Origin of the sequence: Agarivorans sp. QJM3NY_25 (genome assembly GCF_050870875.2) — a bacterium.
GTDB lineage: Bacteria > Pseudomonadota > Gammaproteobacteria > Enterobacterales > Celerinatantimonadaceae > Agarivorans.
This window is the reverse complement of sequence record NZ_CP194041.2, coordinates 3,020,191-3,040,540: the sequence shown is the minus strand read 5'-3', so window position 1 is coordinate 3,040,540 and position 20,350 is coordinate 3,020,191. Positions and strand designations below refer to the sequence as shown.

General features: G+C 47.5%; 17 protein-coding genes. 15 read left to right on the top strand and 2 right to left on the bottom strand.

The annotated features are described in order from the left end of the window. Positions 1-36 precede the first annotated feature (36 nt). Positions 37-1,473, bottom strand: a complete 1,437-nt coding sequence (locus tag ACRRSW_RS13880; RefSeq protein ID WP_432452622.1) for an alanine/glycine:cation symporter family protein — start codon at positions 1,471-1,473, stop codon at positions 37-39. Positions 1,474-2,141: 668 nt separating this feature from the next. Here ACRRSW_RS13880 and ACRRSW_RS13875 point away from each other — a divergent pair. The 13 genes from ACRRSW_RS13875 (at position 2,142) to ACRRSW_RS13815 (ending at position 18,420) form a co-directional block, all read left to right on the top strand. Next, positions 2,142-2,504: an STAS domain-containing protein gene (locus tag ACRRSW_RS13875; protein ID WP_432452623.1), complete on the top strand. Its 363-nt coding sequence runs from the start codon at positions 2,142-2,144 to the stop codon at positions 2,502-2,504. A 21-nt stretch (positions 2,505-2,525) separates the two neighbouring features. Continuing rightward, a complete protein-coding gene (locus ACRRSW_RS13870; protein WP_432452624.1) occupies positions 2,526-3,350 on the top strand; it encodes an OmpA family protein in 825 nt (274 codons plus the stop codon). Positions 3,351-3,361: 11 nt separating this feature from the next. Then, on the top strand, positions 3,362-5,491 hold the full coding sequence (locus ACRRSW_RS13865) for an SLBB domain-containing protein (protein ID WP_432452625.1): 2,130 nt from the start codon (positions 3,362-3,364) through the stop codon (positions 5,489-5,491). Continuing rightward, entirely contained in the window at positions 5,488-6,186 is a 699-nt protein-coding gene (locus ACRRSW_RS13860; RefSeq protein WP_432452626.1) for a hypothetical protein, read from the top strand. The genes ACRRSW_RS13865 and ACRRSW_RS13860 overlap by 4 nt, the downstream gene beginning before the upstream one ends. Position 6,187: 1 nt before the next feature. After that, complete coding sequence (locus ACRRSW_RS13855; protein WP_432452627.1) at positions 6,188-7,126, top strand: phosphate/phosphite/phosphonate ABC transporter substrate-binding protein; 939 nt, start codon at positions 6,188-6,190, stop codon at positions 7,124-7,126. Positions 7,127-7,150: 24 nt separating this feature from the next. After that, on the top strand, positions 7,151-10,234 hold the full coding sequence (locus tag ACRRSW_RS13850) for a PAS domain S-box protein (RefSeq protein WP_432452628.1): 3,084 nt from the start codon (positions 7,151-7,153) through the stop codon (positions 10,232-10,234). A 21-nt stretch (positions 10,235-10,255) separates the two neighbouring features. Next, positions 10,256-11,665: a sigma-54-dependent transcriptional regulator gene (locus tag ACRRSW_RS13845; RefSeq protein WP_432452629.1), complete on the top strand. Its 1,410-nt coding sequence runs from the start codon at positions 10,256-10,258 to the stop codon at positions 11,663-11,665. A gap of 758 nt (positions 11,666-12,423) precedes the next feature. Continuing rightward, positions 12,424-14,547: an LruC domain-containing protein gene (locus tag ACRRSW_RS13840; RefSeq protein ID WP_432459623.1), complete on the top strand. Its 2,124-nt coding sequence runs from the start codon at positions 12,424-12,426 to the stop codon at positions 14,545-14,547. 1 nt (position 14,548) lies between these two features. Next, on the top strand, positions 14,549-15,100 hold the full coding sequence (locus ACRRSW_RS13835) for a hypothetical protein (protein ID WP_432452631.1): 552 nt from the start codon (positions 14,549-14,551) through the stop codon (positions 15,098-15,100). Positions 15,101-15,113: 13 nt separating this feature from the next. Then, positions 15,114-16,172 (top strand): glycosyltransferase family 4 protein, encoded by a 1,059-nt coding sequence (locus ACRRSW_RS13830; RefSeq protein ID WP_432452632.1) that lies wholly within the window; start codon positions 15,114-15,116, stop codon positions 16,170-16,172. A gap of 336 nt (positions 16,173-16,508) precedes the next feature. After that, positions 16,509-17,324: a hypothetical protein gene (locus tag ACRRSW_RS13825; protein WP_432452633.1), complete on the top strand. Its 816-nt coding sequence runs from the start codon at positions 16,509-16,511 to the stop codon at positions 17,322-17,324. Between the two features lie 3 nt (positions 17,325-17,327). After that, complete coding sequence (locus ACRRSW_RS13820; RefSeq protein ID WP_432452634.1) at positions 17,328-17,735, top strand: hypothetical protein; 408 nt, start codon at positions 17,328-17,330, stop codon at positions 17,733-17,735. After that, positions 17,728-18,420, top strand: a complete 693-nt coding sequence (locus ACRRSW_RS13815; RefSeq protein ID WP_432452635.1) for a hypothetical protein — start codon at positions 17,728-17,730, stop codon at positions 18,418-18,420. The genes ACRRSW_RS13820 and ACRRSW_RS13815 overlap by 8 nt, the downstream gene beginning before the upstream one ends. A 92-nt stretch (positions 18,421-18,512) precedes the next feature. Here ACRRSW_RS13815 and ACRRSW_RS13810 read toward each other — a convergent pair whose 3' ends face one another. Then, positions 18,513-18,743 (bottom strand): DUF2798 domain-containing protein, encoded by a 231-nt coding sequence (locus ACRRSW_RS13810; protein ID WP_432452636.1) that lies wholly within the window; start codon positions 18,741-18,743, stop codon positions 18,513-18,515. 399 nt (positions 18,744-19,142) lie between these two features. Between ACRRSW_RS13810 and ACRRSW_RS13805 the strand changes: the two genes are divergently transcribed. Continuing rightward, positions 19,143-19,676 (top strand): hypothetical protein, encoded by a 534-nt coding sequence (locus ACRRSW_RS13805; protein ID WP_432452637.1) that lies wholly within the window; start codon positions 19,143-19,145, stop codon positions 19,674-19,676. 166 nt (positions 19,677-19,842) lie between these two features. Next, positions 19,843-20,277: a hypothetical protein gene (locus tag ACRRSW_RS13800; protein ID WP_432459621.1), complete on the top strand. Its 435-nt coding sequence runs from the start codon at positions 19,843-19,845 to the stop codon at positions 20,275-20,277. The last annotated feature ends 73 nt before the right edge of the window (positions 20,278-20,350 follow it).

The window sequence follows — 20,350 nt, the reverse complement described above, 5'->3', positions numbered from 1 at the left end:
CGAGTTGAGCGTTTCGTTGCTTCAGCTCTCTCGGGTTTAAGCGTCAGTCTTCAAGCGGGCTTTATCCCAAGCTTTGTGATCGATATCTAGGTCTGAGAACTTGGCAGGATCAAATACAGGGTGTTCTATGCCTGCCTTTAATTGTGCTTTGTAGTCATTTAATAAACGGGTAATGGTCGGGAATAACATCAGCAGCGCTAATAAATTCACAATTGCCAAAACACCCATCATCGGATCGGAGAAGAAAAACACCGATGTTGCTGCTGGCGCAACGGCACCGAGAAATACCATCGCAACCACAAACATACGTAGTGAATGCAGCGCAGCTTTACTCTTCGACATAAAGGTGATTGCGTTCTCACCAAGGTAGTAGTTGTAGATAATCGAACTGATTGAAAACAGTAAAATCGCAGCGGTTAGGTAATACTTGGCCCATTCACCGACATGAGAGACTAGCGATTGCTGAGTCAACACCACTCCGTCGATATTGGCAGCACCAGGTACATAAACATCACCAAGTAAGATGATGAATGCAGTACAACTACAGATTAATATCGTATCAATAAATACTGAAAGTGATTGAGTAATCCCCTGACTGATCGGGTGGGTTACATCGGCCGTAGCGGCAACGTTTGGTGCAGAACCAAGACCTGCTTCGTTAGAGAACAGACCGCGGCGTAGCCCTTGTGCCAGCGCTGCGCCCATACCGCCACCAACCGCTTCTTCAAAACCAAAAGCATTGGATACAATTGAATAGATAACACTTGGAATTTCAGTAATGTTGAGCAGGATAACAATCAGTGCCATCGCCACATACCCAACGGCCATGATAGGCACAATCACATCTGCTACTTTTGCGATACGTTTAATCCCACCGTAAACGATGAAACCAGTGATAACAGCCAGAACAATGCCACTCCACATACGGTCAATGCCCATACTGTCTTGCGCAGCACCGGCCACAGTGTTGCCTTGGAAAGCATTAAATCCGATTGCAAATGATGCGATTAAACAAACGGCATAAACATAGGCCAGCCATTTGTAATCCTCTCCAAGGCCATGAATGATGGTGCGAGCGGGGCCGCCACGAAAGGCGTTGCCTTCTTTACGTTTGTAAAGCTGAGCGAGTGAACATTCGATCAGACTGGTCGCCATTCCTACCAGCGCAATGGCCCACATCCAGAATACCGCACCCGGTCCGCCTAAAGTGATAGCAACCGCAACGCCAGCGATATTACCACCCCCCACGCGGCCACCCACAGAGAGTAGTAGCGCTTCACGACCAGAAATCGCATTTTTGCCAGCGGTTTGGTTTTTGTTTAAAAGAACGTGGAACATCCGCCCAAAAAATCTAAATTGAACAAATCCTGTGACCAAGGTGAAAAACAAACCTAAGATCACCAGAAACGGGATAAGTGCCCATCCCCAAGTGAGGTCACCAATGACTCCAAAAAATGACTCTATTAATTCCATTTTGTTGATTCCTAAAATAAATAAGCTTTATTACCCAGTAGCTACCGCGCAAAAATTTCGCAGAGCATAATGCATGCCATAACTTGAAGTCAATTTGTGCTAAAAGTTATATCTTTCTTCGACTAGTGATTGCAGCTGTGTACCCAATAAAAACAGGCCGTTGCTCAGGGAGAGATGAAGCAGCTTGCTCGAATCGTGAGTTTGTTCAGAAGTAAATAAAAGGATAACAAAAACAACAATAAAATAACAACTACGGTAAATTAAATATAAAAACAATCGTGAGGTACGAACAAGAGCAGCATTGCTATTTTGATTCGTTCTTGGCACGAGCCGTATTTTATTTGCTTAGCATTCGGCCATCCCTTTTATTAGTGCGCAACAATTACCAGCAAAACAAAAGTTCACTGCTTAACTCTGCTGGATGTTGCAATATGATCTCCACTGGTTTTTGGCATGTTTGTTGAGCCAGATTAGCCCTCAGTGTTTGCTCCAAGCAAAGAATCCCTAAGCGCAGCTTTTGCATATTGCAAAAGCTGCGATTTTGCTTCTGAAAACCCTTTGTTTATGGTCTCTGTTTTTATGTAATTAATTGATATTTAAAGCTATATATTCATTGGCATGATATTGGCAATAAATCCGTCGAGAACAAATGTTTTGTGGAGCTAATTATGAATATGCAACTAACAACTTCCGTTCAAGGTGATATTACCGCATCCATCGTAGGTGCCTTAGACGCCAGCTCATGTGGCCAATATAAACATGTCTTTGAAGATCTTTGTCAGAGTTCGGCCAACAAGGTCATTGTGGTGAATATGACTCAAGTCAGCCAATTGGATGCTTCTGGTATTGGCGCCTTGGTATTTATGTTTAAGCGGATTCATGCCGCAGGCGGACATTTGATTATTTGTGGTGCTCAGCAACAACCTCGCGATTTATTGCTGATGCTAAGAGTTAATCAAATTATCACCATGTTTGATACCTTACCGTCAAGCGCCAGCGTGCACCAATCATTGTCGTCGATAGCTGCTTAATTGAAACTCAAGGAGTCTGCCATGCGTTGTATTGTGATAGGTCTGTTGTTATTGATTGGCTCGGGTTGTAGTTCTTGGCCAAAGCAGGGTCGAGGCGGTTTTGCTGAGCACCAGTTGAGTATTTTAGCTTGGTTAGATGGTAGTAGCGGCAGTCTCCAGCAGAGTGAAATTGGTCCGGAACACGGCTTGCAGTTTGAGTCAATACTGACCAAACACCAGCTCGACTTACTGGTTTTGGAAGGTGCTGAACTGTGTTTCCCAGCCTCAGTGGCACAGGCGCGCAGTCAGCAACAACGGATCATTCGGGAACTGGAAGGTGGTTTAACCCTAGATGCCGCCAATGACTTAGAAATACAGCAGCATTTTCTCGCAATGTTAGAGCAGCGGCTCGACCGAGTCTTACAAAGTGGCGCTTGTCAAACTGATAGTTTTGGGCAGATCCAGTCATCGCGGCTCATGGTGAGCATTAGTGATGCGCTAAACAGTAACAACCAGTTTGCCTTCGATTCCAGCGAACTTACACCAGCTTATCGCGATCAGCTCAGCCGTTTAACGCCAATCATTGTTGCTAGCAAGTTATCGCTGATGATCACCGGACACAGTGATAGCAAGGGCGATCAGGCTTATAAGCAAGATTTGTCTTTGGCACGAGCGCAACGAGTGGCCGACTACATGGTGGAGTTAGGCATGCCGCAATCGTTGATTAAGCTACAAGCCGCCGCCGATTCTCAGCCCTACTTTACTGGCGATAGCGATGAGGTTCGCCATTCTAACCGACGTGTCACCGTGAGTCTGATTGACTCCTATCCTAGCAACGCCATGCCGCGTTTTGCTGCCGCAGAATAAGGAATCGCATTATGAAAATTAGCAAAATTCCATTTCCCGCTTGGATGCTCATTGGTTTAGTGATCAATATGTTCATGATATTCGAAGCCAATGCTGCCAATCCTCAAGTACAACCTGGCGATGTGGTTCGAATTGTTCTCCCGGGCGAAACCTCCCTAGACAAACGTTTTGAGGTGGATCGCAATGGTCGGTTGATACTGCCTGAAGTGGGACCAATCATGGTGTCCGGTTTTACCGAAGCACAAATGCAACAAAAAATTAAGCGAGAATTGTCCAACGCTTACCGAGATTTGGCTGGTTTGCGAGTATTGCTACAGGAGCGTCGAATTCGGATTAGTGTATTGGGCTTTGTTGATAAACCAGGTGAAGTGGTTCTTGCTGAAGGCGCTGGGGTGCAGATGGCGATTCAAGCGGCTGGTGGCTTACGGGCTGGTGCTCAGCTAGATCGCTTGCAACTCCGCCGGGCTAGTTTTAGTCAGCCGCAGGTATTTAACTACAAACAATATCTCGATTCGGGCGATTTGGCTGCGTTGCCTCGCTTGCATTCGCTCGATGTATTATTTGTTCCTGCATCGCCGAAAATTGGCAATGTGGCGGTGGATTTTGATCCGAATAGTTTGAACGACAATGGTGATGCCGCTGAAGACCGCACCGCGGTTAAAGTATTTGGCGAGGTTTATAATCCAGGGAGTTTTTCTTATAAAAGTTCAGCTAATTTAGTGGATATGTTAATGCGCGCTGGCGGGGTGACTCGTTATGCCAGCGTAGAGCAAATTCGGGTGATTATTGACGGAGAACCTAAGTTATTTAATCTGAAACGCTATCTGGATACCGGCGATAACGATTTGTTGCTGAGCTTAACTGCGGGCACCACCATTTTTGTACCGAAGCAGGAAGAGGAGATTAAAGCGGGCGCGAATACGGTGTATGTGATGGGGGAAGTGTTCAAACCTGGTGCCTACGAAGGCAATCAAGCGGCGGGGTTCTTAGATGTATTAGCGAATGCCGGTGGGCCGAGTCGCTTTGCCGAAACCCGACAAATTCGAATTATTCGTAGCAGTGGCGCGGTAGAACGTTTTGATTTGCAGTCTTTTACCGAAGGTCGCAGTGCTCAGTTGCCTAGAATCATGGCGGGTGACGCGATTTTTGTGCCCGAAAAAACCGATTTAAATGAAAAATCATGGACCAAGGTGTCACCGAACCAAGCGGTAAAAGTGATGGGCGAAGTTAATCGGCCCGGTCGTTTTGAGTGGGCTGACGAAATGAATCTGATGGATCTTTTGGCACATGCCGGCGGCCCAAAACCAAACGCAGACATGGCCAAAATCACCGTATTATTCAGTGATGCTGGTGGCACGACCCGCTCGGTTAACTTTAATTTAAACGCCTACCTTAATGGCGAGATAAACAATCAACAGATGCCGCGGATCGTGGCTGGCACTACTATTATGGTGCCGCAACTACCCGATGACCCAAGTGATAATAAATCGCAGTGGGTGCGCCAAAGTTCGGAAGATTCAATCTATGTATTTGGTCAAGTGGTGGCACCTGGCCGCTATCGTTTTGACCCGAGTATGCACTTTTTAGACATTCTTGCCGCCGCCGATGGTCCTTCAGAGCAGGCTGATATTAGTAATGTACGGATTAGTCATCGTAATGGTAAACATGCGTCGGTATCGAAACTCGATTTAGCTTTGTACTTCGAAACGGGCGATGAGTCGATATTACCCAAGGTGGTTCCTGGTGATTCGATTTATATTCCAGAAAAAAACCGCAATTGGTTGTCTGAAAAGAAGGAGCGCACGGTACGGGTATTAGGTTCCGTTAGTAAGCCGGGTCGTTACCGCTTTAATGATGAGATGACCTTATTAGACCTGTTAGCCGAAGCGGGTGGGATTGATAGCGAGGGCTATCCGCAAAAAATCACCGTGGTGAACCTATCTTGTTGTAAGGATCAGGCGCGAACTTTTGACTTGCTCGAATTTTCTAAAACGGGTGATTTCAGCCTGTTACCGGTGATCCGTGCAGGAGACACCGTATATATTCCATCGCGTGCCGAAAGTGGCTGGGTAAAAGCGCGTCAAGGGCTAGAAGATGTCTTTAGACTGATTTCTGTGAGCGCATTATTGGGGTTCCTATGATTGCATTACCTTCAACTTATCAAGAACTAGAGCGGGTCTATCAACGACTACCGAATCATCAAAATAGTTGCATCGGAGTGAGTGCTGCCCAACCTGGAGAGGGCGTATCAACGTTGGTGGATGCCATCGCTAAACGCGCCGCAGGCGCAGGGCGTTCGGTATTAGTGGTGGACTTTAATTTACATCATCCACGGCGCTTCGATTGCCCCTTATTTGACTTGGGTTGGGACCGAGGTGAAGTGAAAGGAGTGGTGAAAGACCCATCTTCGCTGGTGGATTATTTGCCAGCTCCTCTGGATAAGGCCTCATTACTTAAACTCAAAGAGCCGGGGTATATCGAACAACAGATTGAAGCTTGGAAGCAAGACTATCAATTGATCTTGATTGACACCTCGGCGATCAATCAAAACAACGGCGGTAATGTTTCGGCGCAACGCGCTTTAGCGGCCAGTGATGCCTGCATTTTAACGGTGTTGGCTGGGGTGACCGCCCGGCCAGCATTTCAAACCGCAGTGAACGATTTAAAGCTAGAAGATGTGCGCTTATTGGGGGTTGTGATGAACGATCGCTTTAATCCGAGTTTAAAAGCCGAGTTATTGAGAGAGTCCTCACGAATTACCATATTATTCCCTCGATTTAGTCAATATCTAAGAAGATTTCTTGTTAATTCTCAACTACTTTCAATAAGGGTGTGATATGTTTTCGAATATACAAATCGTCGATGGAGTGACGGAAAACTTGACCAAGCAAAAGCCAGCAGAAAAACCCTTAGTGTTAAAGGGAAAACGGTACTGGGCACAACGTAAGGTTCAGCTTAAAGCGACCCTATTATTACTGTGTCTGCTGTTAGTTGTGCTGTTTTCTTTAAATGCACAAGCGGTACAAAAAACTTACTCTTTTGGTATTGTGCCGCAGCAATCAGCGACTCGTTTGGTAGAGCAATGGGGGCCGTTGCTGGATGCGGTGAGTCTTGCCAGTGGCTATCCCTTAACGTTTAAAACCGCGCCGAGCATTCCTGAATTTGAGCAACGCTTAGCTAACGGCGACTATGATTTTGCTTATATGAATCCCTACCATTATCAGGTGTTTTCAGCCAATCCTGGTTATCAAGCCTTGGCTAAATCAAAGGATAAAACGCTGCAGGGGATCCTGGTGGTGAGGGCCGATAGTGAGATCCAAAATATTGCGCAATTATCGGGCGACTCCTTGGCTTTCCCTGCACCGCAAGCTTTCGCTGCCAGTGTGGTGATAAGAGGTTATTTAGCTCAACAACAATTAGACTTCAAGTCGAAGTATGTGGGCTCTCACGATTCGGTTTATCGGGCGGTTGCTGCGGGTTTATATCCGGCAGGTGGCGGTATTCCTCGAACCTTTGCCAGCATCGATCCAGAAATTTCAAAACAGTTGAGGATCCTTTGGACGTCAGCTGGTTTTACTCCCCACGCCATCGCTGTTCATCCGCGAGTGGCTCCGGCGGTCAGTTCCGCAGTACAGCAAGCGCTGATAGGGCTCGCTGAACAACCGGATGATCAACTCTTACTCGCCGAATTGAATATCGACGGTTTTGTCAGTGCTAAGGACCAAGATTGGGATGACGTACGCCAACTAAATATTGGAACCCCTATCACTAAATAGCGTGACTTGAGGAATAAAATTGCGATGGCATTGAGCTTTAAAGCAAAAACCGTATTAGGGGTCGCCTTAATCGAATCAGTGCTATTAGCGATTTTGGTATATAGCAGCATTGGTTGGCTCTACGACTCCAATGAGATGCAAGTTGAACAACATGGGCGAATGATGTCCACTTTGTTCGCCTCAAGTACTAAAAATGCGCTGATCACCACAGATATCGCTACCCTCGATAGCCTTGCCTCAGAATTCGCTTCGCAGAGTGATGTGGCCTATGTGATTATTCGCGATGAGCAGCAGCGCGTTTTGGCTCAGTCGGGGGCCGATCCCAATGAAGACCCAGCCAATAATCCTGAACTGGGAGACCATGTCCACAAGGTATTTAATACTCACATTGAAGTCATGGCCGCCAATCACTTATACGGTGAAATTGATGTGGGCATTTATGACCATGGTCTGCATGGTTTGATTAGTGAAGCGAGTTCATTTGGGGTTGGCATTGCGGTATTGGAAATTGCGTTAGTGGCGTTATTTTCCTTTTTGTTGGGGACCTATTTAACGCGCCAGTTGGGTGGCTTACGGGATGCCGCAAAAACCATTGCTCAGGTGGGGCCAGGTTTTCAATTGGCGGTCAAAGGTCATGATGAGATTTCTGAAGTTGCCAGTGCCTTCAATAAGATGTCGGCAGCCTTGGAGCAATCTCATCTTGAGTTTAAGCAAGCTATTAATGTGCAGCAGCAACTGGCCTTGGAATTAGAGAAGAATCAGTCGATGCTAAGCGCGACCATCGCCTCGGCGATGGACGCAGTGATCACCACCGACCGCTATGGTTACGTGCTGGAATTTAGCCAGAGTGCCGAGCGTATGTTTGGCTATAGCCGTGATGAGATGCTTGGCCAAGAGCTGGCGGAATTTATTGTACCGAAGGCTTTTCGTGAGGCGCATCGCAAGGGTATGCAGCATTTTCGAGAAAGCGGTGAAGCGCCAGTACTTGGCCAGCGTTTAGAGTTGCCAGCCTTGCATAAAGAGGGACATGAGTTTTTGGCTGAGTTGACCATCAGTGCGGTGGAGCTGGGCGATAACACTATTTTTACTGCCTTTATGCGGGATATTTCCGACAAGAAACGGACTGAGCAAGAGTTGCAACTGGCCGCGTGTGCCTTCGATGCTAATGAAGCGATATTTATGACCGATCGGTACTCTAAGATTGTTCGCGTGAATAAAGCTTTTACTCATATTACCGGTTATTCGGCCGAGGAAGCGATTGGACAACAACCTTCTTTATTAAGCTCTGGTCAGCATGACAAGGCTTTCTTTGAACAGATGTGGCAGGGGATCCGCGAACAGGGAGAGTGGTCTGGTGAAATTGTCAATCGACGTAAAAATGGTGAATTATTACCAGAGTGGTTAAGCATATCCTCAGTCAAAGATAGCCAAGGAAAACCAAGCCATTATGTCGCACATTTTACCGATCTGAGTGAACAAAAAGCGGTTGAACAGTCTCTGGAAAGAGCGAAACACGATGCCGAAGCTGCCAGCCTTGCCAAGAGCCGTTTTTTAGCAAGCATGAGTCACGAAATTCGCACTCCTTTGAATGCTATTATCAATATGTATCAGATCTTGAAGGAAACAGAGTTGAGTGCGGAACAGCAAAGTTTCGTGGATGTTGGTCATGAAGCTGGCCATACTCTGATGGCCTTAGTGAACAATGTCTTAGATTTCTCCAAAATTGAAGCGGGCCAATTAGACTTCAATAACGAATGGTTTTCTCCGGTGAAGGTGCTGCAAAGCATCGTTAAATTGTTTAGTACCACCGCGGCACAAAAATCTCTCAGCTTTAAACTCGATGTTGACTCACAGGTTATGTCGGAATACTTCGGTGAACCCCTGCGTTTTCGTCAAATTGTATTTAACTTAATGGGTAACGCGATTAAATTCACCCAGCAAGGCGGGGTGAGTCTGGCTTTACACCGCAGCCAGCATAAGGGCTTAGTATTGCAGGTAAAAGATACTGGGATCGGGATTAGTGACGAAGACAAAGCACGTTTGTTTGAAGAGTTTTATCAAGTAGAGAGTGGTTCAACCAAGCGTTATTCGGGAACTGGATTGGGGTTGGCGATTAGCTTACAGTTGGTTGAGAAAATGGGCGGGCAGATCTCCGTGGAAAGTCAGCTTGGGGAGGGCACCACTTTTTGTGTTGAGTTTCCTTTCAAAGGTCGCGCGGCGCCTGCGGTTCAGCTCGAAGATGTATTGGATCCGCACCAGCATTTAGATGCACTCACCGCCAGAGTCTTGTTAGTGGAAGATAGCGCGATGAACCGCACCGTGGTAAGCCAAGTGCTCAAAGATGTGGTGCAGCAACTTGATTGTGCTGAAAATGGTCAATTAGCGGTAGAGCGATGCCAACAGCAGCACTTCGATGTGATTTTAATGGATATGGCAATGCCGGTGATGGATGGTGTTAGTGCAACGCGGGAGATTCGTAATCACGCTGGACTCAACCAAAATACACCGATTATTGCGATGACCGCCAATGCCTTTGCCGAAGACAAACAAGCTTGTTTTAGCGCAGGTATGAATGATTTTATCACTAAGCCTATCGACATTGCCTTACTTCGGGCTAAACTAATCCAATGGTTTCATGCTTCAAAGCTCGAAGCGGATAAGGTTAAGCCTTCTGCGTGCACGGTGGAGCAGCCCCTTGCATTATTAAATCAAGACCAGCAAAGCGATACTGCGCTTCAGCCTGAGAGCGATCCTATTTTGCCAATGATCGATTTTAAGGTTTTGGATCAACTGGTTAAAGATGCGGGGATGGAGGCTTTGCCTGTGATGTTGTCGCTGCTCTATCAGGAAACCGAGCAGCAAGCGCTTGCCATTAAAGAGGCGTTTGCCGGACAGCAGTTTGAGCAGTTGGCGCTGGCGGCACATACCATGAAGGGCAACCTCGCAACCTTTGGTGGAGAAAAAGTACGCCAGTTAGCATTAGCTATTGAATTGGCCGCCAAGGCCGGCGATGCGGCAAGTTTAAAAGCGCCTGTCGCCGAGCTTGATGCGGTGCTTGGCGCAACCATGAATGCGATTAAACAATATGAACAAAACTTAGCAAGTTGAGGACGGTACATGGGAAGTGATATGAAAGCCTCGGTTTTGTTGGTGGAAGACAGTGCCACACTGGCCGCCACCTATCAGGCTTATCTCAGTAAAGACGAGCTTAAACTTGAACGAGTCGCCACTGGTGGTGCAGCTATCGAATTTCTTTCTAAGCAATCGGTGCAGGTCATGTTGCTTGACCTCAATCTTCCCGATATGAGTGGCATGCAGGTTTTAGAATGGATGGTAGAGCGCAGCCTGCCAACTTCGGTGATTATTATTACCGCCTACGGCTCGGTCGATGTGGCGGTCGATTCGATGCGTTTGGGGGTGGTGGACTTTATCGAAAAACCCTTCGACGCCAGTCGCTTGCGGGTAACGGTAAACAATGCGCTGAAATTACATAAACTAAAATCCTTAGTCGAGGACTATCAGGCGGACGCTGGGCGTGAGCGTTTCCATGGCTTTATTGGTGGCAGCTTGGCGATGCAGAATGTCTATCGAATGATTGAAGCGGTGGCCGCCAGTAAGGCAACGGTGTTTATTACTGGCGAAAGTGGCACCGGTAAAGAGGTTTGCGCCGAGGCCATCCATCAACAGGGACAGCGGGCCGATAAACCTTTTATTGCCCTTAATTGCGGTGCTATTCCTAAAGATCTCATGGAAAGCGAGATCTTCGGTCATGTGAAAGGTGCTTTTACTGGTGCCTCTTCGGCCCGGCAAGGGGCAGCTGCGCAGGCTAATGGTGGCACCCTGTTTCTCGATGAAATCGGTGAAATGGACATGGATCTGCAAACCAAGTTATTAAGATTTGTGCAGACCGGTCGTTTTCAAAAAGTGGGTGGCAGTCAGGAAGAGCAGGTTGATGTGCGCTTCTTGTGTGCGACCAATCGCGATCCCTGGGAAGAGGTGCAAGCGGGTCGGTTTCGGGAAGATTTGTATTACCGTTTATATGTGGTGCCGATCCACTTACCGCCACTGCGTGACCGGGGTCTGGATGTACCAGCTATTGCGCAACAGTTTTTGCGCCGCTATGCCAAGGAAGAAGGCAAGCAATTTCGACGTTTTTCCAGCTTAAGCGCGACCATCATCAGCAATTATGATTGGCCGGGTAATGTTCGGCAGCTACAAAATGTGATCCGCAATATTTGCGTATTGCACGATGGTAAAGAAGTATTAGCCAGCCAGTTGCCGCCGCCGCTGAATCAATTAATTCCGGAAGGCGCGATTGGTGCCGATGGTCGCCATGCGGAGGAAGTGGCGACCAGTGAACCATCGAGCAATCATGGCAGCCAGTACCAAATACAGCCGCTGTGGATCACCGAAAAAGAGGCGATTGAGCATGCCATCGCTCATTGTGATGGCAATATCCCCAAAGCCGCAGAGCTGTTAGATGTGAGTCCATCCACCATTTACCGTAAAAAACAGACTTGGGATGAGGCCGAGCTTTAAGCCTCGATGGTATTTTAATAAAGCTTGATGGTTCAATTCTGCGGCTCGCTCATGGGGCCGCAATGTCGAAGGCTTATACCAATCTAAGGAATTATCTATTCATTCTTACTCGCCTAAATTACCGCTAAGCGATGGATGTATATGGTAATTATAGTCACGGGTGACTGCGCTTCATTGCTCGTTATTGGCAGATTTATTCTGCGCCATAACTTGCTCACATAATGAATTAGATTGGTATTAAGGCCCTATTCTCAACTCTAGCTTTCTGCGCCTAAGGTCTTAGGTTTAAGGCCCAAGGAAGTCCCCATATTTAATTCTACCTTCTAGCGCTTAAGGCTCAGACTCAAGGAGTCCCCACTTTTATTTTAGTTGCCAGCGCCCAAGGTCTAAGGTTTAGGGTTCAGGGAAGCCCCACGTTTAATTCTAACTTCTAACTTCTAACTTCTAACTTCTAACTTCTAGCTTCTAGCGCTTAAGGCTTAAGGAAGGCCTCAGTGTTAATTTGGGTCTATAAGGCTTAACGCTTGGACTCGACTTAAGCTTGGTTTGGCTGTTTAATTCCGCTTAAATCGTCGTCAAATGGCCAAGCAAGTTTCAGCTATGCTGGTTTTTGCAGTTTGCGAATCTACCTTCAGGCTAACTGAATATTGTTTTATAAATCCGAGTAATATCTAGTTAAATCAGGTCATTATGGATCTGGCTTGGCTTTTGCTATCCAAGGGCTATCGGTATCTCACTCAGCACAGACAGGATGGATTATGAAACCTTGGAAACCTCTCGCCTTGGCCTTGCTCTGCTCACCAATGAGTAGCTATGGGGCGGCATTCTCAACTTGCCCGACGCAGGCATTTTTAGTGCAGCAAAACGTTGCACAGCTCTTTGGTGTGAATTTAGCCACTGGTCATTACCAAACCCTCTCTTCTGATATGGGGACCAGCGGCAAACTAAACGCTATCGGTTTTAACCTGCATGACGATCACCTCTACGCCTGGAGTTACCAACATCAAACGCTGGCCAAAATTGGTGACGACTATCAGCTGCAGCCGCTCAGTCTGAATTGGAATGGCATCGATAGTCAGGTGAATTTTTATGTGGGAGATGTGGCGGTGGATGAAAACGCCCACTATTTGTATCGCAGTGGGGGGGATCGTGGTCTGTACCGGGTGTCTTTAGCCCCCAATGAGGCTGACTATTTGAATATGCAACGGATCGTTGATGGGGCCGCGCTAAACCTGCGGATCTTTGATATGGCCTTTCATCCCGACAACGGCATGCTGTATAGCGTTGATAATAAGGGGGTGTTATGGCGGATTGATCCCAACGATGGTAGCAGCCAGTCGTTAGCAACGGTCGGCCAAACTGGCACCTTTGGCGCGGTGTATTTTGATGTAGACGGTAATCTCTACATTAGCCGTAATAGTGATGGTTTAATTTTTCAAATCGACATTAGTGCAGCACAGCCTACCGCACTGCGATATGCCCAGGGCCCCGCTTCGAGTAATAACGATGGTGCGCGTTGCGCCATCGCACCAATTGTCGCGGAAGATGATGCCAACATCGACTTTGGCGATGCACCGTCAAGTTTTGGCACCCGTTTGGCCGAAAACGGCGCCAGACACCAGTTGGTGGCTGACGGCATTCGCCTCGGTCAGCGGGTGGATGGGGAAATGGATGCCTATGTTTATCCGGCCAGCGATGACAGTTCTCGTTTGTTGGATGATGAAGACGGCATCGCCTTTGTTACCGCTTTGCAGGTGGGTTTAGATTTTGTACTGCAAGTGGATAGTTCTGGCGAAGGCTATTTGAATGGCTGGATCGATCTCAATGGGAACGGTGTATTTGACGCTCAAGAGCAGATCTTGAATGACCAAGCGGTGGATCCCGGTGTTCAGTCTTTGTTGGTCTCTATCCCCGAAGGCTATACCAGTGGCGAGCGTTGGGCTCGTTTTAGAGTTAGCTCGGTCGCTGGGGTGCAAGCCACCGGCGGGGCGCCGGACGGAGAGGTAGAAGATTATCAAATTTATGTGGGGTATGCGGCGACTCAGGTGAGTTACTACCCCAGTGCCGATGGCTATGCCACGGTTGCCTTTGAAGACAACTGGCCCGCAGCGGGCGACTACGATCTGAACGATTTAGTGGTGAATTTGCAAACCAAAGTGCTTAGCTTTAACAATGCAGAGGTCGCCCGTATTGAGTTGCAGGGTGAGGTGCGGGCGGTGGGTGCCAGCTTCCACAATGGTTTTGCCATTCGTATTCCGGGCCTCGCTAAAAGTTTGCTCGACAGGGCTACCATCCGTTTTGAAATCAATGGCGAGCTGCAAGCACACAGCGTAATTGACGAAGCCAGTGATGAGATTGTGGCGATTATTGCGAGTGATGTGCGCCAGTACATTAATCCGCAAAATCAATGTGATTTTTACAAAACTCAAAGCGATTGTGAAGGGGCGGGGCAGCTCCATTTTAAAGTGCATTTACCCTTGCTTGAAGGGCTTGATTTGGCGAGCCTGCCAAGTGCGCCGTTTGACCCTTTTATTTTTGCTACCGAACATTCCCGCGAGCCCTATTTTAGTGACTCGCCAGCGCGTGGTTTAGAAGTGCATGTGAAAAATCAAAGCCCAAGTACCCAAGCCAGCGATAGCCTTTGGGGAAGTTTCGATGACAGTTCAAATCCATCTTCGGGCAGTTATTACCAAACTGCTAATGGCCTGCCCTGGGCGATTATTGTGCCCTATAACTGGCAGTATCCCTTCGAGCGAGTCAGCGTTGCCGATGCCTATCCACAGTTTTTGCAATATGCACAAAGCGAAGGTTTAGAAAGTGGTGACTGGTACTTATTAGAAAATGCGCGTAGCGAGTTAATTTATCAACAAGAGGGGAAGTAACATGACAGGCTTTACACAAATCACAAACCGACTGTTTTATAGCTCAATCTTGGCGACCAGTTTACTAATGGTGGGCTGTGGTGGTGGCGGTGACAGCGCCCCTGCAAATAATCAGAATAACGAGCAGCCCGCAGCGCCGATTGAACCTGCACCAGTAGAGCAGCCATCAATCGTCGAGCCACCGGCGCCCAGCCCAGAACCTGCGCCTGTGGTGAGTAGCCTTGAGCAGCTCCAGGTTGCCGAGAGTTTTAGTTTTGTTAATCAGCAGCAGCGGCAGCTGAACATTCGATACCCCTATTCGCAAGGCGAGCGTGCTTATCTAAATATTTGCACTCACTGGAAAAATGCCGACAGTGGCAGCATAGAATACAGCTCTTGTTTATGGCGAGGCCAAATCAGCGCTTCGCAAATGGCGCTGCAATTGACCGTACCGGCCCATGCTTCGCTGTTAATTGCCGAAATATGGCAGTTGTCTTCGGGAAATGTGAGCAGCGTTCAGCAGCAGCTGAGCTTGGCTGAGTTTGGGACACAAACCCTGACTTTTAACTTTTAATTGAGTCGCGCCGATGCAAACTTATCGAAGCAGTGATACTCCCCCGCAAACTCAGGCGATTTGGCTGTTTATCGACAGCCAAACGGTTGGCGGGATTGAAAGCCACGTGGTCAATTTAGCTCAGGCTTTGGCCAAGCGCAGGCATCCGGTTTGTGTGGTATTGTGGCGCGCCTATCAACCAGACCATCCGATGCTGGCCCAGCTTAATCAGCATCAGGTGGCTTGGCTGGTGTTGGATGGTTCGATACGAACACTGCGCCGAGCGTTGAATGATTATTCGCCTTGTGTGGTGCATAGTCATGGCTACAAGGCCAGTATTGTTGCTCGCTTGGTGCGTCTGTTTCAGCCCATCAGGTTGGTGTCCAGTTTTCATGCGGGTGAAGCCTGCCAGGGTCGTTTAGCGCTGTATGATTTTGCTGATCGCTATAGCGCGTGGCTGTCGCAGCAACGCATTGCGGTGAGCCAGTCAATCGCCAGCCGGGTGGCGGCGTCTTGTCAAGTCATCAATAACTTTGTTGAGTTACCCGCAGCAAGGGCCAGCCTGGCAAGCGTGAATCGCAGCCCGACCATCGCTTTGGTTGGGCGCTTAACTCAGGTGAAAGGTCCCGATCGTTTCTATGACTTGGCCAAGGCGCTGCCGCAGTTTGATTTTGCGGTGTATGGGGAAGGCGACTGGTTTGAACAGGCAAATCTCCCCCCTTTAGCAAACCTCGTCTTTCATGGCCGAAAATCTTCCATGAGCAATCATTGGGCGAATATCGACTTATTGTGCATGCCATCGCGCCACGAAGGTTTACCCTTAGCGGCGCTCGAAGCCATGGCGCGGGGGATCCCGGTGATGGCCACCAATGTGGGCGCCTTGGGTCAGTTAATCCAACATCGGGTGAATGGTTTCCTATTTGAGCAATTTCAGCGCAGCCAATGGCGGGATTGTTTGCTGGAGTGGCAGCATAGCACCCAGCTACAGCACGCGTTGAGCGCTCGGGCGAGGCTAACCGTGGCACAGCATTATTCTGCAGAGGCAGTATTGCCGCAATTTGAAGCTCTCTATCGGCAGCTCAGGCAAAGCTAAAACCGCCAGTGATGCTTGGTTTGAGCAGCTTGCGGGGTCAAATGTTTGCTGGAGTGGCAGCATAGCACTTAGCTACAGCATGCGTTGAGCGCTCGGGCGAGGCAAACTGTAGTGGCACAGCATTATTCTGCAGAGGCAGTATTGCCGCAATTTGAAGCTCTCTATCGGCAGCTCTGGCAAAGCTAAAACGGCCAGTGACGCTTGGTGTGAGCAGCTTGCGGGGTCAAATCAATGCAAGCTTAGTGCTCTGTCTTTATGATTAGTGTTTGAGGCCGCCGTTGGCTTTAGTCAGCCCAAATCAGGGTTTCATGGAGCGTGAGTGAATAAGGAACCGCGGTGAGTCTGATACAGAGTCAAGCAAATCTTCTCAAACAAGCCGCATATCTGCTCAAAGATATTGAAGCCGAGTTACATTTTCGTGCGCCATATTCTTCCAAACTAAAGCCAATCCGCGAGCTGCTGCAATGGCTCAAAGATGGCCAGCCAGTGGGGTGTTTTCGCCATCAATACGGGTCGGAGCAAGCCGATGCTGCAGCGGACGAGCATTTCGAGTTGAGTGATAACCTCACGATTGACGATTGCTTGGAGCCAGACGCCTTTTGGCAGGCACCACTGGCTCAGTTGCTGGCGGAGTCGGCATTATGTGAAAGCATCATGCTCAAGCTGAGCCAAGGTCAAGCGCAAGAGCTTATTTATAATCCCTTGATCTACGAAGCCGGCAAACCGTTTTTTTTCATCCTGAGTAAAACTCGGGAGCCACAGGCACTGGCTGCCTTTGTGCAGCTGTTCTGTCACTATCTGCGCTACAACGAGCAACTCGATTGGCAACAAATTCAGCCGAATAATGTGCAGGATTTAATGTGCAGCATCGTCATCCCCAGTCTGGCGAAGTTTCGCGAAAGTATGATTAGTGAGGTGATAGTTATGGATGAAACCCATTGGCATAGTGCGGTGGCGCTTGAAAATATCTTGCAACATGCTTCAGATCCCGAGGTCGGCATTTGGCTGGACGGGCTGAAGCTGAGCGTGGATGAAAACTACATGCCACCCATCGATAACTGGATCCTCAATGCGCTGCAGCTGCAGCCGGATGGTGATAATCCGCTGCAATTTTTTGAAACGCCGCAACAATACGTGTTATTTGGGAGTTAAATCATGAACGCTTGTTTATGCAGTGGATTGCTGGTGGCCTTACTTAGCGTGGCAAGCTGGCCGTTGTCGGCCGCCGATACCCAGCTGTTACGTCATGTTCAAGGGCTGAGCCGAGATTACTATTACCTGAATATCGAGTCGCCGGCCCAGCCCTTTCAGGTTCAGGATATTGTGGGGGGCGAGCACGAAAACCAATACTTCATCCTTGGTTTTGCGGGCGATCAATTCTCGATTGCCATCGATTCACTGGAGGGGGACGCTGGCTACTCGCTTGGAGGTGAGGGCTACCAAGCTCAACAACAGGCGGAGGGAGACCATGTGCTGGTGGAACAGCCGCACACTTGGATCAGGATTCAGGTGTCGGCCCATCCCTATGCCGAATATCGTTTAAGGGTGAAAAAATATGAATGAGCAAAACCCCGGGCAAGCCGCTGCCAGTGCGCAAATCGCGGCGCTGTTGGAGCTACTTCCCACCCTTAAAGCCGAGCTACGGTTTGCCGGTTGTGAGCTGGGGGCTCCCTTATTCAGGCGGATCGAGCAAATGCTGAGTGAGCTTAATCAAGCCCAGCGCTCGGCCATGGACTCGCGGTTTGCCAGTACCGCCGAGATTGAAGATCCGGTGGCCCACTTGCAGCAGTATCCGTTTTTAGCGCCCGTTTATCACTGCGATGGTCACGGCCATGTACAGGTTCAGCAGCCGCAAAGTCACCAGCCCCATTCCTTAGAAAGCTTATTACAGGCGATTGAAGATAAAAATGACTGGTCACGCTGTTTTTGCATGTTTGAAGCTCAGGATCCGGTCTGGTTAGCAGAGCTCGCCGAGCAGCTAACCAACAGCGCCGCTTACCATACGCAGTGTCAATTGAAACTGAGTGAGTTGCTCAACCAGCGAGCCCAGTTAATTGGCCTGTTGCAGGACGCTGACCAATGGTACTGGGATGCTGAAAATCATCACTTGCTGTTATCACTGATGGCCACCATCGAGAGTTTGTTGGTGGATGACGATAGCGACGAATTGGAACAGGAAATAGAACGCAGCATGCTAAACGCATTGAAACAGCGCCTGGCCGAGCGTTATCAGCAACTCGTGGACTAAATTTAGCTTCTGAGCAGGCGGATGCTGGTTCAATCTCATTCGCCTGCCGGCATGCCAAAAACGCTGTTGTCCTGGCTTGTGAGCAGCCTGCCTCAGGTTTCGCGCGAGGTCGTGAGTTTCAGGGCAATACCAAAGGAAACTTTACTGACCACCAGTGAAAGTAAAAAGGCAATCGGCCAGGCCAGTAGGAAACGCTCGAGCCAGATACTCAGCCATTGTGCGTTAAAGCCTAATTCGATAAAGCTGAAAATGCCGGTCATTAAGAACGCCATCATTAATGAAATGAGGAACTGAGCAATAATAATGGTTTTTGGGTTTTGCATGGTTTCATCCAAGTCATGGATGATGCTTAGGACATGATTAAATACACCGCTGCACCATCCTAATTAAAGGTTAGTGCCGTGGGTTCGCCAATCGCGACTAGATCTCACCGAGGGGGGAGGGCCGGAATAACCATACCGACCTAAAATTTTTTCGACGCGGGATGTTAAATAAAATGGTGATCCGGGTCAAGCTTTTGCTGTGTTTATGCAATGCCTTGTTGCTAGCAATGAATGCATCCTTGAATATGACTTTACTATCAATTTATGTGCTAACTGTCTGAAATTATTAAAAAGTAGTGATATGCTATTGAACAATCAATGGATGAAATAAGGTCGACTCCCGTATGATAACAAGGTTTTTTTTCTTCAGAGAAGCTGTTAGCTAGCCCAGCAGGTTTTATGAATATTTTAATACATTTTTTATTTTTTATTTTACTTTCGACAAGCGCTTTCGCAAAGGTTTGTAAAAAGGGGCAGCCCTGTGGTAACTCATGCATATCTTGGAATAAAACATGTCGTATAGAACAACCAACTTTATTTACTCATCAGAACCAAATAGCAAATAATAATACTGGAGAAGATGTTCCGACTGGTCGTAAAATTAAGGACAGTATTACTATTGAGGCTGAATTTGGTTGTATGGTTACATGGACTGCTTTGGTTGATTTTCATCTATTCAAGAAAAATGAAGAAGAAGTTATTAATGATGTTTTATATAAAGTTAAGCTTAAGGCGGAATTTAATAATCAATCAATCGACCAAAATTCAGAAAATGAATTAAGGGTTGTTTACAGAAATGCACTTAATAAAGATTCTATCAAAGCATTAGAGTTGGAAAAAATGCAAAAAGATGTGGAATCATTCCGTGGTGAGTTTATGAAAAGTTGCGTAATACAAACAGTAAAGATAATAGCTATGCGCAAGGATAGCTAACAAATGAGAATATGTGTAGAAGCAATTCCCCCAAATTTAGCAGTAGTCAAAATTATAAATAATAAAATGGTCGTCTCAACTATTTGACCGTGCAAATAATCATAGATTTTTATTATGGGTGTCTAAATTAACTGCGCTTTTAAAGCTGTATTTAACGGAGAAAGTTTTGAAGATAAAACGTAATAACAAACAATGTGAACTGGATGGGCCTTTAGCTTTGCATGAAGCCATGCTTGAAGCTGACTTGAATGCAAAGCTATTCAGACCCACAGATCCCATGTTTATGGAATCTGTGGGTGAAATGGTCACTCGAATAAATGAAATGAATGACATTCACGATAAAGGTGAGTTTGAGTCACTTGTTGAGGACGCTTGCCGAGAGCACTTGTTCTTTTTAAAGCTTGAAAATCAAGACAATGTTGTTGAGCTTCACTTTGAGAATAATGAAATTACCATCACTAATTCAACAGCCAATGAAGTCTCTGCATTGCTCGAAATGGCGGCTTCTCTAAATGCTGAATTACTGAATGAATTCGGTCGGCTGATCCCTCAACCAAAGAGTCCAAAAAAATCATTCTGGCGCTTGTTGGGGCTGAAATAAAATTACGGAGTCGCTTATTCCAAGCCGCAAAATGGCTGCAATGGTCTGAACAGGTTTTGGCTTTCGTCAAAAA